A 15,702-nucleotide genomic window follows, 5' to 3' on the forward strand; every position below is an offset into this window, starting at 1 on the left:
GGTCGCGGTCGCCTCGCTGCCGCCCGGCGGGGCGGGCGAGCCGTACGACGAGACCCGGGACGCCCCCTGGCACCGGACCCGGCTGCTGCTGCGGCTGCACCGGCACGCCCGCGAGGTGGTCGACGGTGCCCCCGACCCGTCCCTGGCCGGCGCCGTACACGCCCTCGACCTGCACCGGGACGCCGCGGACGCGGCGGGGGACGCCGCGGCGGCGGCCCGCACCCCGCGGATCGCCCCGGCGACGGCGTACGCGCTGGGCGTGCTGCACGCCGCCCAGCGGCACGAGGTGGAGGCGGCACGCGGACGGTTCCGGGAGACCTGGCCGTACACGGCGGTGACCGCCCCATGAGCGACCCGGTACGGGCGGCGGGCTGCGTCCTGTGGCGCCGCGCCCCGCACGGCGGCCCCGAGATCTGCCTGGTCCACCGCCCCCGCTACGACGACTGGTCCTTCCCCAAGGGCAAGCTGAAGCGCGGCGAGACGGCGCTCGAAGGCGCCCTGCGCGAGGTCCTGGAGGAGACGGGCCACCACTGCGTCCCGGGCACCGCCCTGCCCACGGCCCGCTACCTCGTCGGCGGCCGCCCGAAAGAGGTGCGGTACTGGGCGGCCGAGGCGACGGACGGCACCTTCGTACCCGACGACGAGGTCGACCGCCTGGCCTGGCTCACCCCGCACGCCGCCCGCTCCCGCCTGACCCGCCCCGGCGACCGCGTCCAGCTCGACGCCTTCCTGGCCACCCGCCCCGGGCCCTGACCGCACCCGCACGACGGCCGGCCCGGGGGCGTGCAGGAGACTCCGCAACGCTCATCGCCCGAGGAGACACTCCGGAGGCCCCCGGGCCACCCCCACCGACAACCGGCCACCACCCCGACCTGGGCGCACCCACCCAGCCCGTCCGGCGCTTGAGGACGGAACCCCGAGCCAACCACACCCCGCACCCACACCCGCCGCCCCCGCCAGGCGCCCCACACCCGCCGCCCCCGCCATGCACCCCGCACCCCCGGAACCGGCCCGCCCGGCACGGTTCACCTCCCGTTCACTCCGCCCCGTAGGCCGCTTCACCTGTTCTGCCTAATTTCGGACGTACCAGGTGCACGGCGCCAAGCCACCGCACCACTCCCCTCGCACGCCGCCCGACCACCGACCGCGGCGGCTCCTGGAAGGAACACCCCGAAAGTGAAGCTTCAGCGCAAGAACCGGCTTCGTGCCACCGCGCTCGGTGCCCTCGCCGTCTCCGGCGCCCTGGTCCTCACGGCGTGCGGTTCGGACGACAACAGCGGCTCCGACGCGGACGGCGGCGGCAAGACCACCGCGGCCGCGTCCAGCGTCACGTGCGACGGCGCCGAGGGACAGCTTCGGGCCTCCGGGTCCAGCGCCCAGAAGAACGCGATGGACCTCTGGGTCAAGAACTACATGGCCGCCTGCTCCGGCGTGGAGATCAACTACAACTCCTCCTCGTCCGGTGAGGGCATCGTCGCCTTCAACCAGGGAACCGTCGGCTTCGCCGGCTCCGACTCGGCCCTGAAGCCCGAAGAGGTCGCCGACTCCAAGAAGATCTGTACGTCCGGCCAGGGCATCAACCTGCCGATGGTCGGCGGCCCGATCGCGATCGGCTTCCACCTGGAGGGCGTCGACAGCCTCACGCTGGACGCCCCCACGCTCGCCAAGATCTTCGACACCAAGATCAAGAAGTGGAACGACCCGGCGATCGCCAAGCTCAACGAGGGCGCCGAGCTCCCGGACAAGGCGATCCAGCCCTTCCACCGCTCCGAGGACTCCGGCACCACGCAGAACCTCGGCAAGTACCTCGGCGCCGCCGCCCCGGCCGACTGGAAGTACGAGGCCGAGAAGAAGTGGCCCGCCCCCGGTGGCCAGGCCGCGTCCGGCTCCTCCGGCGTCGCCTCCCAGGTGAAGGCCGTCGACGGCTCGATCGGCTACTTCGAGCTCTCCTACGCCAGCTCGCAGGACATCAGCACCGTCGACATCGACACCGGCAGCGGCTCCCCCGTCCAGGCCACCTCGGAGAACGCCTCCAAGGCCATCGCCGCCGCCAAGGTCAAGGGCACCGGCAAGGACCTCGCCCTCGACCTCGACTACACCACCAAGGCCGAGGGCGCCTACCCGCTGGTCCTGGTGACGTACGAGGTCGTCTGCGACACCGGCAACAAGGCCGACACCCTCGGCACCGTCAAGTCCTTCCTCACCTACACCGCTTCCGACGAGGGCCAGAAGGTCCTGACGGAGGCCGGCTACGCCCCGATCCCGGCCGAGATCAACGCCAAGGTCCGCGAGACCATCAGCGCCCTCTCGTAAGCCGTCCCGGGGACCACACCCCGCCCGGTCCCGGGGACCACACCCCGGGCCGGGTCCCGGGGCCCACGCCGCAGCCGGCCCCCGAGGCCGTCCGGGAGCGAAGCCCCCGGGACCACAGAGCCCGCCAGGGCGGGGGCGGTCCGGCACACCCCTCCGGCACACCCCTCCGGACCGCCCCCGTCACCAGCCCATCCGGTGCACCGCCGCCAGGGGAGCCCGAGGCTCCCCCACACAGACCGGAAAGACCATGGCTTCCACCACACAGCTCGACATACCACCGGCCCCGCCGGCCCGACGACGGCGCTCGGGATCCACCGAGCGCGCCGGCGACAAGATCTTCCTGGCCCTCTCACGGGGTTCGGGCATCCTGCTGCTCGTGATCATGGCGTCGATCGCCGTGTTCCTGAGCTACCGGGCCGCCACCGCCATCTCGGGGGACGAGGGCAACTTCCTCACCACCTTCGACTGGAACCCGGCCGGTGACCCGCCGGTGTTCGGCATCGCGGTCCTGCTCTTCGGCACGGTCGTCAGCTCGGTCATCGCGATGGTCATCGCGGTTCCGATCGCCGTCGGCATCGCCCTGTTCATCTCGCACTACGCGCCGCGCAGACTGGCCGCCCCCCTCGCGTACGTCGTCGACCTGCTCGCCGCCGTGCCCAGCATCGTCTACGGCATCTGGGGCGCACTCGTCCTCGTGCCGTACCTGGAGGGCCTGAACCTCTGGCTCGACCAGTTCTTCGGCTGGACCTACATCTTCGAGAAGACCGAGGTCGGCGTCGCCCGTTCGCTCTTCACCGTCGGCATCCTGCTCGCGATCATGATCCTGCCGATCGTGACCAGCGTCAGCCGCGAGGTCTTCCTCCAGGTCCCGAAGACGAACGAGGAGGCCGCCCTCGCACTGGGCGCGACCCGCTGGGAGGTCATCCGCCTCTCGGTCCTGCCGTTCGGCCGCTCCGGGATCATCTCCGCCTCGATGCTGGGCCTGGGCCGCGCGCTCGGCGAGACGATGGCCGTCGCCACGGTCCTGTCGCCGAGCTTCCTCATCTCGCTGCACGTGCTCAACCCGGGCGGCGGCACGTTCGCCCAGAACATCGCCGCCAAGTTCGGTGAGGCCGACGCGTTCGGGCGCGACGCCCTGATCGCCTCCGGTCTCGTCCTGTTCGTCCTGACCCTGCTGGTCAACGGCGCGGCCCGGCTCATCATCGCCCGCCGCAAGGAGTACTCGGGGGCCAACGCATGAGCCACGCCACCACCACCGACATCCAGGACGACCGTCCGAGGACCGCGCCCCCGCCGCGCGAAGGCGGCCTCAGCAGCCGCAGCCTCCCCCGGTGGGCCCCCCTCGGCTTCGCCGCCCTGTCGATCGCACTCGCCGTCGGTATCAGCACGGCCGCCGGATGGCACAGCCGCGTCCAGTGGGGCCTGATCGCCGCCCTGCTCTTCCTGGCCCTCTCGTACGTCACCACGACCGTGGTCGAGAACCAGCGCCAGGCCAGGGACCGCCTCGCCACCAGCGTCGTCTGGGTGTGCTTCCTCGCGGCCGTCGTCCCGCTCGCCTCGCTGCTCTGGACCACGGTCAGCCGCGGCTCCGAGCGCCTCGACGGCTACTTCCTCACCCACTCCATGGCCGGGGTCCTCGGCTCGGAGGCCACCGGCGGCGTCTACCACGCGCTGATCGGCACCCTGGAGCAGGTCGGGATCGCGACCGTGATCTCCGCGCCGCTGGGTCTGCTGACCGCGGTCTACCTGGTGGAGTACGGCAAGGGCACGCTCGCCAAGGCCGTCACCTTCTTCGTCGACGTGATGACGGGCATCCCGTCCATCGTGGCCGGCCTCTTCATCCTGTCGATCATGCTGATGGCGACGATCGAACCGTCGGGCCTGATGGGCGCGCTGGCGCTGACCATCCTCATGGTCCCGGTCGTGGTCCGCTCCACCGAGGAGATGCTCAAGCTCGTCCCCAACGAGCTGCGCGAGGCGGCCCTCGCCCTGGGCGTCCCCAAGTGGCGCACGATCCTCAAGGTGGTCCTGCCCACCGCGATCGGCGGCATCACCACCGGCGTCATGCTCGCCGTCGCCCGCGTCGCGGGGGAGACCGCGCCGATCATCCTGCTCGTCTTCGGCAGCCAGCTGATCAACACGAACCCCTTCGAAGGCGCGCAGTCCTCACTGCCGTTCTACATCTACGAGCAGTACAAGATCGGCGAGGCGGCGTCCTACGACCGCGCCTGGGCCGCCGCCCTGGTGCTGATCGCCTTCGTCATGATCCTCAACCTGGCGGCCCGCGGCATCGCCCGCTGGAAGGCCCCCAAGCACTGAAACCCGCGGCTCCGCCGCGCGGCCGGCCGCTGACGCGGCCCCTCAGCGACCTTTTCGAAAGAAGCAGTGATCCCCATGGCCAAGCGCATCGACGTCGGCGGCCTCACCGCCTACTACGGCTCCCACAAGGCCATCGAGGACATCTCGATGACCGTGGAACCCCGCTCCGTGACCGCCTTCATCGGCCCCTCGGGCTGCGGCAAGTCCACCTTCCTGCGCACCCTGAACCGCATGCACGAGGTGACCCCCGGCGGCCGCGTCGAGGGCAAGGTGCTGCTGGACGACGAGAACCTGTACGGATCCGGCGTCGACCCGGTCACCGTGCGCCGCACCGTCGGCATGGTCTTCCAGCGCCCGAACCCGTTCCCCACCATGTCGATCTTCGACAACGTCGCGGCGGGCCTTCGGCTGAACGGCTCGTACCGCAAGAACCAGCTCGCCGAGATCGTCGAGAAGTCCCTCCGGGGTGCCAACCTCTGGAACGAGGTCAAGGACCGCCTGAACAAGCCCGGCTCCGGTCTCTCCGGCGGCCAGCAGCAGCGTCTGTGCATCGCCCGCGCCATCGCGGTCGAGCCGGACGTGCTGCTGATGGACGAGCCGTGCTCGGCGCTCGACCCGATCTCGACCCTCGCCATCGAGGACCTGGTCGGTGAGCTGAAGGAACGCTTCACCATCGTCATCGTGACGCACAACATGCAGCAGGCCGCGCGCGTCTCCGACCGCACGGCGTTCTTCAACCTCGCGGCGGTCGGCAAGCCCGGCAGACTGGTCGAGATCGACGAGACCGAGCGGATCTTCTCCAACCCGTCCGTACAGGCCACCGAGGACTACATCTCCGGCCGCTTCGGATAGACCCCAGACGGCCTTGGGGTGCTGCATGGCGGTGCCACCACAAGGCGAAGGGTCCGCCCCCGCTCCCCCGGATTCCTCCAGGAGAGCAGGGGCGGACCCATGTCCGTCACCAGGGGCCGGGCCCGCGTCACGGGGCCGGTACGGGGCCAGGTCCGGGGGGCGGGGCAGGGGGCCGAGGCCGGGCGTCAGCCCGTCAGCCCGTCCCCGCCGTGAGCCCGTCAGCCCGTCAGCCGAAGAACAGGTACACGACCCCGTAGCTCAGCGCGGCGACGATCGCCGCGGCCGGCATCGTGATGAACCACCCGAGGATGATGTTCTTGGCCACGCCCCAGCGCACCGCGTTGACCCGCTTCGTGGCGCCCACACCCATGATCGCCGAGGTGATCACATGAGTCGTGGAGATCGGCGCGTGGAACAGGAACGCAGAGCCGAACATGATCGACGCGCCGGTCGTCTCCGCCGCGAACCCCTGCGGCGGGTCCAGCTCGATGATCTTGCGGCCCAGGGTGCGCATGATGCGCCAGCCACCGGCGTACGTACCGAGCGACAACATCATCGCGCAGACGATCTTCACCCAGACCGGGATCTGGTCGTTCGGCCCCTCGATGTCGGCGATGACCAGCGCCATCACCACGATGCCCATCGTCTTCTGGGCGTCCTGCAGACCGTGGCCCAGGGCCATGGCCGCCGCCGAGACCGTCTGCGCGATACGGAAACCGCGCTTGGCCTTGTGCGGGTTGGACTTCCGGAACATCCACATGATGGCGACCATCACCAGATAACCGAAGACCAGCCCTATGACCGGGGAGAGGAACATCGGAATGACGATCTTGGACAGCACGCCGTCCCAGTGCACCATCGTCCCGCCGGCCAGCGCCGCGCCGACCATGCCGCCGAACAAGGCGTGGGAGGACGAGGACGGCAGACCGTAGTACCAGGTGACGAGGTTCCAGATGATCGCGCCGACCAGCGCCGCGAAGAGGATGCCCATCCCCTTCTGGCCCTCGGGCGTGGCGATGAGGCCTTCACTGACGGTCTTGGCGACCCCCTGGCCCAGGAAGGCGCCCGCGAGGTTCATCACCGCCGCCATCGCCAGAGCCGCCCGCGGGGTCAGCGCCCGGGTGGAGACCGAGGTGGCGATGGCGTTCGCCGAGTCGTGGAAGCCGTTCGTATACGTGAAGCCGAGCGCGACGCCGATGGTCACGATCAGCGCAAAGGTGTCCACGAGGTTCAGGACTCCTTGACCGCGATGGTCTCCACGGTGTTGGCGACGTGCTCGAACGCGTCGGCCGCCTCTTCCAGCACGTCCACGATCTGCTTGAGCTTCAGCACGTCCATGGCGTCGTACTTACCGTTGAACAGGTGCGCCAGCAGCTTCCGGTGGATCTGGTCGGCCTGGTTCTCCAGGCGGTTGACCTCGATCCAGTACTCGGTGAGGTTGTCCATGGTGCGCAGCCCCGGCATCGCCTCGGCCGTGAGCTCCGCCGCCCGGGCCAGCACCTCGATCTGCTGCTCGACCCCCTTCGGCAGCTTCTCGATCTGGTACAGCACGACCAGGTCGACCGCTTCCTCCATGAAGTCCATGATGTCGTCGAGCTGCGAGGCCAGGTTGTAGATGTCCTCGCGGTCGAACGGTGTGATGAAGGAGGAGTTCAGCTGGTGGAAGATCGCGTGGGTCGCGTCGTCCCCGGCGTGTTCCGCTGCCCGCATACGCTCCGCGATCTCGACCCGGGAGGCAGAATCCGCCCCGAGCAGTTCCATCAGGAGCTTGGAGCCCGTGACGATGTTGTCCGCGGACGCGGAAAACATGTCGTAGAAGCTCGTCTCCCTGGGGGTCAGACGAAAGCGCACGTGGGGTCCTCGGGGTGCTTTGGATTCGGTCAGGCTGATGCTAGGCGCATCATCCGGCCACGGCTAACCGGCATTCTTCAGTGTCGCGCATCATGCGCGGCGATCAGCACGGACCCCCGGTCACGTTTCGGCTGTATTCGTTACGCTATACCCGGCAGGGGTATACAGGAGAAAAGCGGGAGGACCCCATGACCACCACAGATGCCACCGGAACCGCCGGTACGGAATCCGGCCCCGAGACAATCGTCACCGATCACGACCGCGGCATTCACGGCTACCACCATCAGAAGGCCGAGCACCTCAAGCGTCTGCGCCGTATCGAGGGCCAGGTCCGCGGACTCCAGCGGATGGTGGACGAGGACGTCTACTGCATCGACATACTCACCCAGGTCTCGGCGTCCACCAAGGCACTCCAGTCCTTCGCGCTCCAGCTGCTGGAGGAGCATCTGCGCCACTGCGTCGCCGACGCCGCCGTCAAGGGCGGCGCGGAGATCGACGCGAAGGTCGAGGAGGCCACCAAGGCGATCGCCCGGCTGCTGCGCACCTGAGCCCCGCCCGCCACCTCCCGGCGGGGCGGCGGCCCCGTGTCCTCCCCGGCGCCGGCGAGCGGGTCGGCGTCACACCCGGTGGTGGTAGAGCTGCCGGGGAACAGCCGCCGCCCGCTCGGGGCCGTCCGCCCCCACCTTGAGCACCTCGTCGATACGGTCCGGGCTCAGCCGGTCCTCCCGCGCGGCCGAGGCCGCGATCATGAGTTCTCCGCACAGTTCGATCTCGGCAAGGGCCACACTGTCCTGGGCGGTCGGAGCGCTGAGCGTCACCACCTGCGTCACCTCTCTCTGCCGTCGTCGACTCCGGTCGCACCGACTTCCCAGGGTAGGGATCGCGCCATGTGCCGCGCATGGCACGGACGGACCATTTCGCCCCCCTCCCTACCGCGCTTCCGGGCCATCCCGGTCGTCCACACCCTGCTGGACGCTGCCCGTGAACAGATCCGCCTCGGGCGGGAGCTCCACGGAGACGGGCACGCCGAACCCGTACAACAGCATCGTCGACACCACCGCCACCGGCGGCCCCTCGGCCGCGAAACTGAACCGGTGGCGCACCTTGCGCAGCAACCCGTCGTCGTCCACGTAGGCGTCGAACCGCACCACGTCCGTGCCGAACCCCTTCGCCGCCGCGGCCATCGCCCCACGTGAGACCGGCGAGGCCGCCTTCGCCGCCCGCCCCAGGCCGGCCGTCCTCGTCCGCCCCCCGGAGCAGTTCGGCCGCCGCCATGGGGTCGGTGACACCGCCGGTGACCAGGTTGCCGTCCTCCAGGGCCGTCGTGTCGATCCGGACCCACTTGTCCTCGGGAACCCCGGCACCGCGGTTCTTCATGTACAGCGCGCCGGGAGCCAGCAGCTCCGTGATCGGCTGGTGCCCGTCCGACGACCCGGCGGCGTCCTTCGGCAGCACCACCTTGATCCGGCCCAGCTGCCGGCGGAAGTCGTAGACCCCCTGGCCCCGGATCGTCAGCCGGGTTCCGCCGGCCACCGTCTCCATCGACGTACGCGCCTCGGCACTGCCCGCACGGGCCAGGGCGTCGGCGGCCCGCTCCACCACGGCGGCAGGGGCCTGAGCGGCAGCGGTCTGCGCGGCAGCGCTCCCACCGGTCATCGCCCGGCCGTCGGCGGAGTCGGCACCACCCGCGGCCGTACCGGAGCAGCCCGTGGCCGCCGCCATCGAGCCCGCCACCACGAGGGCGCACACAGCCAGTGCCCCGCCCTTGCACCTGTGCTGTCGCACCGCCATCCCCTGCCGACCCCCAACGACCCGTCCCGCCCGACCCAGCTCCCGCCCGTCTCACCTAACGATCACCGGGGCGCACCGTCACGCGCCCACCCCCCTCGCGGCAACCGATCGGCCCACTCGTTCACGCCCAGGGGGACCGCCGGTACCGTGGAGCGGGTGTACGAGGACCCCCCGGCCCCGCCGGAACCCGCCGCCGGAGCACCCGCCCCCGCGCACGCCACGGCCACCGTCGAGCGCGGATCCTTCTGCATCGCCCGCTGCGTCTGCGGTTGGTCGGGACCGGCCCGACGCTCCCGCGACCGCGCCCGCACCGACGCGGACGACCACGGCACGGCCGCCGCCGACCACTGACCGGCCCTTTTCCCGCCACTGTCCGGCCGGTGCCGCACGGACGGCACCCGGACGTGGGCGCCGCTGGATGTATGCCCACGGATGGACGCCCACGGCGGGTCCGCCACGCACGAAGGGGCGCCCCTGCTGGGGCGCCCCTTGAGACGGCCGGACGGCCTGAACACACACGGCGGCGGAACCGGTCACGCGGTCACACGGTCACGCGCTCAATTCAGTCGACTCGACCGACTCGGTCGCGCGGCTCACGCCGCCTACGCTGCGAGGTCCTTCTCGTCGGGCGAGCCACCACGGCCCGTCCCCGGACGCGGCTCGGGAATCCCGTGCGCGTCGTCCTGCCCGTCGGCCGCGGCGACGACCGGGCGCCGGGAGCGGACCATCCACCCCGCGGAACCGGAGCGTGCCACCGCGCCCATCAGCGGGGTCAGCAGCATCATCGCGAGCGGCGCGAGGAGCAGGGCCACCGCCGTACCGAGCGCGAAACCGCCGATCACGTCGGTCGGGTAGTGGACGCCCATGTAGACGCGGCAGAAACCCTCGAGCACCGCGAGGACAAGCGCGGCCAGGCCGAACTTCCGGTTGGCCACGAACAGACCGACCGCGATGGCCATCGCCATCGTGGCGTGGTCACTGACGAAGGAGAAGTCCTCCTTGCCCTCCACCAGGACATCGAGCCCCTGGTGGTCCATGAACGGGCGCGGCCTCTCGACGAAGCCCCGGATCGGGATGTTGATGATCAACGCGATCCCGGCCGCGAGGGGCGCCCACACGAGTCCGGCGACCGCGGTCACCGAATCCTCGGTCGTCCCGCGTCGGCGTACGCTCCACCAGCACCACAGGCCCACCGCGACCATGGCGAACATGATCCCGTACTCACCGACGAACTCCATGACCCGGTCGAACCAGGTAGGAGCGGCTTTCGCCAGCCCATTGATGTCGTAGAGCAGGCTGACGTCCGGGTTCGACCCATCGAGTGCGAGTCCAGCCATCTCCTGCGGCCCCTTGCCTTGTCTGCTGCTGCGACGCACAACGGCGTGCGTCGCCCTGGTCGGACCCCCGTAGTCGGTGCGGATTCGCTCACACACAACGGTGTGACGTCGTGACGATGAACCGCCCTGGCCAGTGCCGCATGGTCAGTGCGCATGCTGTCCCAGTCCAGGGAACGGTCTGCCGGCCCTTTGCGTTCCGCTCTCCACCGAATGATCACCATGACGTTATCGAAGAGAGACTCGTCGTCGCAGCTCAGGGCCCGGGCTTTACGGAGAGTTCCAGCCATGGCCGACTCCCCGTCAGCCCTGAGGGAGAGCGGTCGGAAGAGCCGCCGCTCCGTCCTTGGTGACCCTGGTCGCCCCGAAGTAGTCGGGCGTGTCGATCTTGTCGAACCGGATGACCGCTCCGGTGTACGGCGCGTTGATCATGTACCCGCCTCCGACGTAGAGCCCCACGTGCCTGATGGCGCGGGAGTTGGCCAGGTCGTCGGAGAAGAACACCAGGTCACCCGGGAGCAGTTCGTCCCGCGGGGGGTGCGGCCCGGCGTTGTACTGGTCGTTGGCCACCCGGGGCAGCTCGATGTCGACGGTCCGGTAGGCGGCCTGGGTCAGCCCGGAACAGTCGAACCGCCCATCCTGGTCGGCCGTTCCGTTCCCTCCCCAGAGGTAGGGAGTGCCCAGCTTCTTCTGGGCGAAGTAGATGGCGCCCGCCGCCTGCCGGGAGGGTGACACCCGGCCGACCGGCTTGGCGAAGCTCTTCTCCAGCGAGCGGATGATCTTGACGTAGTTCTGCGTCTCACTGATCGCGGGGACACCGCCCGACTTGATCACCCGGTAGGCCCCGGCGTTGTATGCGGCGAGCATGTTGTCGGTCGGATCGCCCGGCACCTTCTTGACGTACCCGGCGAGCTCGCAGTCGTACGAGGCGGCGGACGGAATCGCGTCGGCCGGATCCCACACGTCCCGGTCGCCGTCCCCGTCCCCGTCGATGCCGTGCGAGGCCCAGGTGCCGGGGATGAACTGGGCGATGCCCTGTGCGGCGGCATGGCTCTGGGCCTGCGGATTCCAGCCACTTTCCTGGTACAACTGCGCTGCCAGCAGCGCGGGGTTGATGGCGGGACAGAGGTTGCCCCACTTCTCCACCAGAGGCTTGTACTGAGCGGGCACCGCCCCCTTGGCCAGCCCCACGGCCCCACTCGCCCCGGCGACCCCGGCGGCGGCGGAGTACGTCCCCACGACGAGCAGGGCGATGAAGCACAGGCCCAGCCCGATCCCACCACCGACGAACACCCAGTATTTCCGCACGCCTCAACCATCCCCCATTCGAGCGGGGTTCACGTGCCGATTCGCTGGTATGTGCGGGTGGCCCGGAGCATGAGGGGGCGTCAGAGGCGGACGCCGGGGTCAGGGGGCGCCGGCTGACCAGAAGGGGGAGCGGACGTTGGGGCGAGGGAGGGGGTAGACGCCCTCGTAGGCCGGACCGTTCGGTGGAGTGGTCGACTCCGCGACGTCGGACTTCTCTACGCAGGGGCTGTCCGCCTCGAAGAACGCTTGGCCTTCGCCACCGAAGCTCAGACTGACACCGAAGCCGTCCTTGGTCTGGGCGTAGATCGCGGGGAACTCTACGTCCTTGTTCACACCCGTGATCCTGTAGCCACTGTCTCGCCAATGCCGGTCAATGATTCCGAGGAAGCTACCGCGCCGCTCCGACGAGACAACAGTCATCACCACACGCATCCGGGAAACGTCACATCCTCCATGACTGGTCGGCCCGTGCGCCCATTGCAGCGTCGGCTTAACTTCATCGAGTGCTGCGTCCAGGATCTGGTCGGCCCGATCGGCGGCTGCTTGCATATCCATGGCCCGACCTACTCCACCATTCATTGAGGCACCATCCCTCACACACCCCATGACAGACAAACAAGCGATGGCCAATGGCACATACAACCGTAAGCGCATGTTCAACGTAGCCCCTCAAACTTCACCGCATCCGAACGACCCGCAACGATCATTGCGATGCTGTCCGCCGACCCATTTTTCCTTCGAGGCTCCACATCAAAATACTGGGAGTGCGCCGCAAAGCCCCCGCCAATTAGGTGAGGTCCGTCGTCTACATGAAACCGCCTGGCCCCGAAGGCGTTACTTGCCGGATCCTTGCCAAACCACAGATCATCACCCTCTTGGTCGAGCAGACCGCCGACCGCGTAACCAACCGGCCCAGCAGCCGCGGCCATACGGCCCTGCAACTTCGACGGAACCTTAGTAACTACATCATTCTCTGCCGCACCCACAAAGACATGGTCCTTGCCGACTCCCAGCGCTTCAGCGTGATCAACTCCAACACCAGGGCTACCGACGAAGACGATGTCATCGACGTCCGGCACCCCTTCGCCCTGCTGCGTCGCGGCTCCCACAGTGCGCGAACCATATGAATGACCAATAGCCGTCATGTGGGGATCATCATTTAAATTGGTGGCCGCCAACCCTCCCATAAAGGAACCAAATGCTCGCCCCCCTACCTCCGCACGCTCATCTCCCATCACATCGGCACTGTCCCACCAATCTGGAAATTGTGGCGCATCGTATCCTAGCCACACAATCGCAGCGCTCGAATGATCGTATTTCTGCGCTCCCTTCGCTGTGTCCCAGGCCCGCTTGAGATCCCCCTCCGCGAACTCCTTGTCCAGCGACGTGTTCAACCCCGGCACATACGCCGCCACATTCCGCGACGTATCAGGGTTCCCGTAGGAAACGATCGCCCGGCCGTTTCCCTCGTCTCCGATGCCGAGCAGGAACATCGGGGGGTCGGTCCCCGCCGCCAGCTGCCGGTCGATCTCCCGCAAACCCGCCAGCTTCGCCACCGATCCCGCGTCGTCGCGGCCCTCCAGCGCGCCGATCAGCAGCTGCAGGTTGTCCCGGTTGGCCGCGTCCCTGACCGTTGCCGGGATCCCGTCCAGGTTGCCGATCACGTCCGGGTACACCGCCAGGTACTCCTCGCGCTGTTCCTGGGTCAGGCCCGCCCACCACGCGTTCCGCTCCGCCGGACTCGCGGTCCGGGGGACGGCGTCCCGCAAGTAGGTCCTCGCCGCGTCCCGGACGTCGGCCGCGTCGGACGCCGCGTCCTTCCACGTCGAAGCCGGGACGGCCAGGCCTTCCTCCGCCTTCAGGCGGCGGAGGATCCGCGCGTAGCGCCAGTCGATCTCGGCCGCCGCCCGCACCGCCCCCACCACCCGGTCCGCGATGTCCTGCGCCTCCGCGGCGTTCGGGTTCGGGGCGACCAGGCCCGAAGGGGCCACCAAACCCGGCAGACCGTTCGAGGCCGCCGTGCCGCCCGGCAGCGGACGGCCGTCGATCAGGCCTTCGCCGGCCGCCGGGTACGACACCGAGCCGTCGGCGTGCACCGTGAACTTCCGGGCCTCCGCGTCCTCCAACGCCAGCATCAACACCCGCTGCTGGCCCTTCATCTCGTGGGCCAGGCTGTTGAGCGCCGTGCGGATCAGCCCGCACTCCGTGTGCACGTACTGGAAGTTGCGGTGCAGCCGCCGCAGACGTGCCGCCGCCGATTCCGCCGCCACCCCCTGCTGTGTGTCCCGAAGGCCGTTCAGCAGGTGCTTGTCGACCCGGTCCGCCGCGGCGTCGGCCCGGTTGCCGACCCGGCCCCACCCGTCGGCCGCGCCCTCCAGCTCCGCGCACTTCAGATCGCGTAGGGCAGCCCAGGAAAAGGCGGTCCCGGCCGTCACCGCGGTTCGGCCCCGGTCACCGCTGCGAAGGACGACCGCACCGCCTCGTTCGTCCCGCCCTGGGCCCGTGCCACAGCCCTGAGCTTCCCGGCGAGGCTCGCGCACTCGCCCTGCGCGGCGGCGAACCGCCGTTCCCACGACGCGCGTACCGGGCCGAGTTCCGCGAGGGACGACAGGACGCCCGGCCCCGTCGGGAGCCCCCCGTGCGCCACGGCGAGCTCACCAGGCACGGGTCCCAGGTGCGTGCGCAGGGCCTCCGCGCCGTCCGCCGCCCGTAGCCACGGCCCGTCGCTGTGGCGGAGCTCCGCCCGGTCACCGCCCCCGGCCGGCCCCGCGAGGTCACTCAGCCTCCGCACCACGGTCACACCGCTCACCCCGTTCCTGGTCGTCGTGGAGCGGCACTGTGCCAAATCCGGCGTATGCGACACGCCGAGCGCCCCACGGGCCGGGGCCCCCTCCCCCGGCCCCCCAAGGGACCGCCGCACCCCGCTTCACCCGAACGCGCGACCCCGTGACGCGGGAGCGCTCGTGCGGCGCCTCACCTGATGCCTTCGCCCCGCATGCCGGACGGTCGCCTCCCTGCCTACCGGCCGCCCTGGTGGAACCACCTCCCGCTCGTCCGGCGTCCATCCCGGCGCCGGCGCGAATCCGCCCGGCCGGACAGGACGAGGGACGCCACCGTGACCGGAACCGCCGCCACGCGCCACCTCTATCTCGCCCGGCACGGCGAGGCGTTGCCGGACGAGTCGGGTTTGACGGAACGAGGCCGGCGCCAGGCCGCCCTGCTCGGCGAGCGACTGCGCGGCGTCCCGCTCACCGCCGTCCACCACGGCCCGCTCACCCGCGCCGCGCAGACGGCCCAGCTGATCGGGAAGCAGCTCGACGGTGTACCGCTGCACGTCTCGGAGGAGGCCGGTGACTACGTCCCGTACGTCCCGCGAGGCGAGGAGCTACCGCCGGACTCCGCCGACCGCCTGCTCGGCTTCCTGGAACAGCTCACCGCCGAGGAGATCGCGCGTGGCCAGGAACTGACCCGCGCCGCGACCGCCCGGTTCACCGGGCCCGTGGACGGCGACGAGCCACGCCACGAACTGGTCGTCACCCACGCCTTCCTCGCCGCCTGGCTCGTACGGGACGCCCTCGACGCACCCCCGTGGCGCTGGATGGGCCTGAACCACGCCAATGCGGCCCTCACCGTCATCCGGTACTCCCCTGCCAGGCCCGCCGCCCTCATGGCGGTCAACGACATGGGCCACCTTCCGCCGGAACTCCACTGGACCGGTTTCCCGCCGGATTGGCGTGTCTGACCCGGGCGTCGGCGACGCCCGTCACTCGGACGGATGGTTTACGGAGCGGCGGCCCGGCACTATCGGGTGGTGGGGCCGGAATTTCGTGATCATGCGACGCGTGATCTTCGAACAACGCACCTCATCCCGCGGCCGGCGCCTGCTGCTGACCTCGGCGCTGGCCGCGGCGGCGGCCCTCGTGTCATCGCTGCC

Annotated in this window: 16 protein-coding genes and 2 pseudogenes; 9 read left to right on the forward strand and 9 right to left on the reverse strand. The window is 69.9% G+C overall.

Annotated elements, in window-relative coordinates; translation table 11 throughout:
* From IH13_RS0117850 to pstB, 6 genes and pseudogenes are all read left to right on the forward strand, one after another.
* Nucleotides 1-349 (forward strand): annotated as a pseudogene (locus IH13_RS0117850) (metal-binding protein); the annotation flags it as partial.
* The gene (locus IH13_RS0117855) at nucleotides 346-753 is read left to right on the forward strand and encodes an NUDIX hydrolase (RefSeq protein WP_031085621.1); all 408 of its coding nucleotides are present in this window, start codon (nucleotides 346-348) and stop codon (nucleotides 751-753) included. The pseudogene IH13_RS0117850 and the gene IH13_RS0117855, both read left to right, overlap by 4 nt.
* A 423-nt stretch (nucleotides 754-1,176) precedes the next feature.
* Nucleotides 1,177-2,313, forward strand: coding sequence for a phosphate ABC transporter substrate-binding protein PstS (gene pstS, locus IH13_RS0117860; RefSeq protein WP_031085623.1), 1,137 nt, complete (start codon nucleotides 1,177-1,179; stop codon nucleotides 2,311-2,313).
* A gap of 247 nt (nucleotides 2,314-2,560) precedes the next feature.
* Nucleotides 2,561-3,553 carry a phosphate ABC transporter permease subunit PstC gene (gene pstC, locus IH13_RS0117865; RefSeq protein ID WP_031085625.1) on the forward strand — a complete coding sequence of 331 codons (993 nt, stop codon included), beginning with the start codon at nucleotides 2,561-2,563 and terminating at the stop codon, nucleotides 3,551-3,553.
* Nucleotides 3,550-4,632 carry a phosphate ABC transporter permease PstA gene (gene pstA, locus IH13_RS0117870; RefSeq protein ID WP_031085626.1) on the forward strand — a complete coding sequence of 361 codons (1,083 nt, stop codon included), beginning with the start codon at nucleotides 3,550-3,552 and terminating at the stop codon, nucleotides 4,630-4,632. Before pstC ends, pstA begins: the two co-directional genes overlap by 4 nt.
* 75 nt (nucleotides 4,633-4,707) lie before the next feature.
* Nucleotides 4,708-5,484, forward strand: a complete 777-nt coding sequence (gene pstB / locus IH13_RS0117875; protein WP_031085629.1) for a phosphate ABC transporter ATP-binding protein PstB — start codon at nucleotides 4,708-4,710, stop codon at nucleotides 5,482-5,484.
* 226 nt (nucleotides 5,485-5,710) lie between these two features.
* On the opposite strand, the gene IH13_RS0117880 is transcribed toward pstB, so the two are convergent.
* Nucleotides 5,711-6,709: an inorganic phosphate transporter gene (locus IH13_RS0117880; protein WP_031085631.1), complete on the reverse strand. Its 999-nt coding sequence runs from the start codon at nucleotides 6,707-6,709 to the stop codon at nucleotides 5,711-5,713.
* A 5-nt stretch (nucleotides 6,710-6,714) separates the two neighbouring features.
* On the reverse strand, nucleotides 6,715-7,335 hold the full coding sequence (locus IH13_RS0117885; protein ID WP_028439575.1) for a DUF47 domain-containing protein: 621 nt from the start codon (nucleotides 7,333-7,335) through the stop codon (nucleotides 6,715-6,717).
* A gap of 188 nt (nucleotides 7,336-7,523) precedes the next feature.
* On the opposite strand from IH13_RS0117885, the gene IH13_RS0117890 reads away from it, so the two are divergent.
* On the forward strand, nucleotides 7,524-7,883 hold the full coding sequence (locus IH13_RS0117890) for a metal-sensitive transcriptional regulator (RefSeq protein ID WP_031085634.1): 360 nt from the start codon (nucleotides 7,524-7,526) through the stop codon (nucleotides 7,881-7,883).
* Between the two features lie 69 nt (nucleotides 7,884-7,952).
* Here IH13_RS0117890 and IH13_RS0117895 read toward each other — a convergent pair whose 3' ends face one another.
* Both IH13_RS0117895 and IH13_RS37775 read right to left on the reverse strand, forming a co-directional pair.
* On the reverse strand, nucleotides 7,953-8,165 hold the full coding sequence (locus IH13_RS0117895; protein ID WP_031085635.1) for a hypothetical protein: 213 nt from the start codon (nucleotides 8,163-8,165) through the stop codon (nucleotides 7,953-7,955).
* 99 nt (nucleotides 8,166-8,264) lie between these two features.
* Nucleotides 8,265-9,126: pseudogene (locus tag IH13_RS37775) on the reverse strand (hypothetical protein).
* 147 nt (nucleotides 9,127-9,273) lie between these two features.
* Here IH13_RS37775 and IH13_RS0117905 point away from each other — a divergent pair.
* On the forward strand, nucleotides 9,274-9,477 hold the full coding sequence (locus IH13_RS0117905; RefSeq protein ID WP_031085637.1) for a hypothetical protein: 204 nt from the start codon (nucleotides 9,274-9,276) through the stop codon (nucleotides 9,475-9,477).
* Between the two features lie 251 nt (nucleotides 9,478-9,728).
* Here the strand turns inward: IH13_RS0117905 and IH13_RS0117910 are convergent, their stop codons facing one another.
* The 5 genes from IH13_RS0117910 to IH13_RS0117930 all read right to left on the reverse strand — a co-directional run bounded on the left by IH13_RS0117910 (nucleotide 9,729) and on the right by IH13_RS0117930 (nucleotide 14,577).
* Complete coding sequence (locus tag IH13_RS0117910) at nucleotides 9,729-10,463, reverse strand: phosphatase PAP2 family protein (protein WP_031085639.1); 735 nt, start codon at nucleotides 10,461-10,463, stop codon at nucleotides 9,729-9,731.
* 300 nt (nucleotides 10,464-10,763) lie between these two features.
* Entirely contained in the window at nucleotides 10,764-11,753 is a 990-nt protein-coding gene (locus IH13_RS0117915; protein WP_037841672.1) for a C40 family peptidase, read from the reverse strand.
* 114 nt (nucleotides 11,754-11,867) lie between these two features.
* Nucleotides 11,868-12,101 carry a hypothetical protein gene (locus IH13_RS46120; RefSeq protein WP_420713374.1) on the reverse strand — a complete coding sequence of 78 codons (234 nt, stop codon included), beginning with the start codon at nucleotides 12,099-12,101 and terminating at the stop codon, nucleotides 11,868-11,870.
* A gap of 323 nt (nucleotides 12,102-12,424) precedes the next feature.
* A complete protein-coding gene (locus IH13_RS0117925; protein ID WP_031085645.1) occupies nucleotides 12,425-14,203 on the reverse strand; it encodes an alpha/beta hydrolase in 1,779 nt (592 codons plus the stop codon).
* Complete coding sequence (locus tag IH13_RS0117930) at nucleotides 14,200-14,577, reverse strand: hypothetical protein (protein ID WP_031085647.1); 378 nt, start codon at nucleotides 14,575-14,577, stop codon at nucleotides 14,200-14,202. Before IH13_RS0117930 ends, IH13_RS0117925 begins: the two co-directional genes overlap by 4 nt.
* Before the next feature lie 306 nt (nucleotides 14,578-14,883).
* Between IH13_RS0117930 and IH13_RS0117935 the strand changes: the two genes are divergently transcribed.
* The gene (locus IH13_RS0117935; RefSeq protein ID WP_031085649.1) at nucleotides 14,884-15,510 is read left to right on the forward strand and encodes a histidine phosphatase family protein; all 627 of its coding nucleotides are present in this window, start codon (nucleotides 14,884-14,886) and stop codon (nucleotides 15,508-15,510) included.
* Nucleotides 15,511-15,702: the final 192 nt, after the last annotated feature.

It is taken from the genome of Streptomyces sp. NRRL WC-3549, assembly GCF_000721935.1.
Classification (GTDB): domain Bacteria; phylum Actinomycetota; class Actinomycetes; order Streptomycetales; family Streptomycetaceae; genus Streptomyces.

What these genes read in the sequence shown, in the direction of transcription:
- IH13_RS0117855 (WP_031085621.1), top strand. Translation starts at nt 346, where the DNA reads ATGAGCGACCCGGTACGGGCGGCGGGCTGCGTCCTGTGGCGCCGCGCC.
- pstC (WP_031085625.1), top strand. Translation starts at nt 2,561, where the DNA reads ATGGCTTCCACCACACAGCTCGACATACCACCGGCCCCGCCGGCCCGA.
- pstA (WP_031085626.1), top strand. Translation starts at nt 3,550, where the DNA reads ATGAGCCACGCCACCACCACCGACATCCAGGACGACCGTCCGAGGACC.
- pstB (WP_031085629.1), top strand. Translation starts at nt 4,708, where the DNA reads ATGGCCAAGCGCATCGACGTCGGCGGCCTCACCGCCTACTACGGCTCC.
- IH13_RS0117890 (WP_031085634.1), top strand. Translation starts at nt 7,524, where the DNA reads ATGACCACCACAGATGCCACCGGAACCGCCGGTACGGAATCCGGCCCC.
- IH13_RS0117910 (WP_031085639.1), bottom strand. Translation starts at nt 10,463, where the DNA reads ATGGCTGGACTCGCACTCGATGGGTCGAACCCGGACGTCAGCCTGCTC.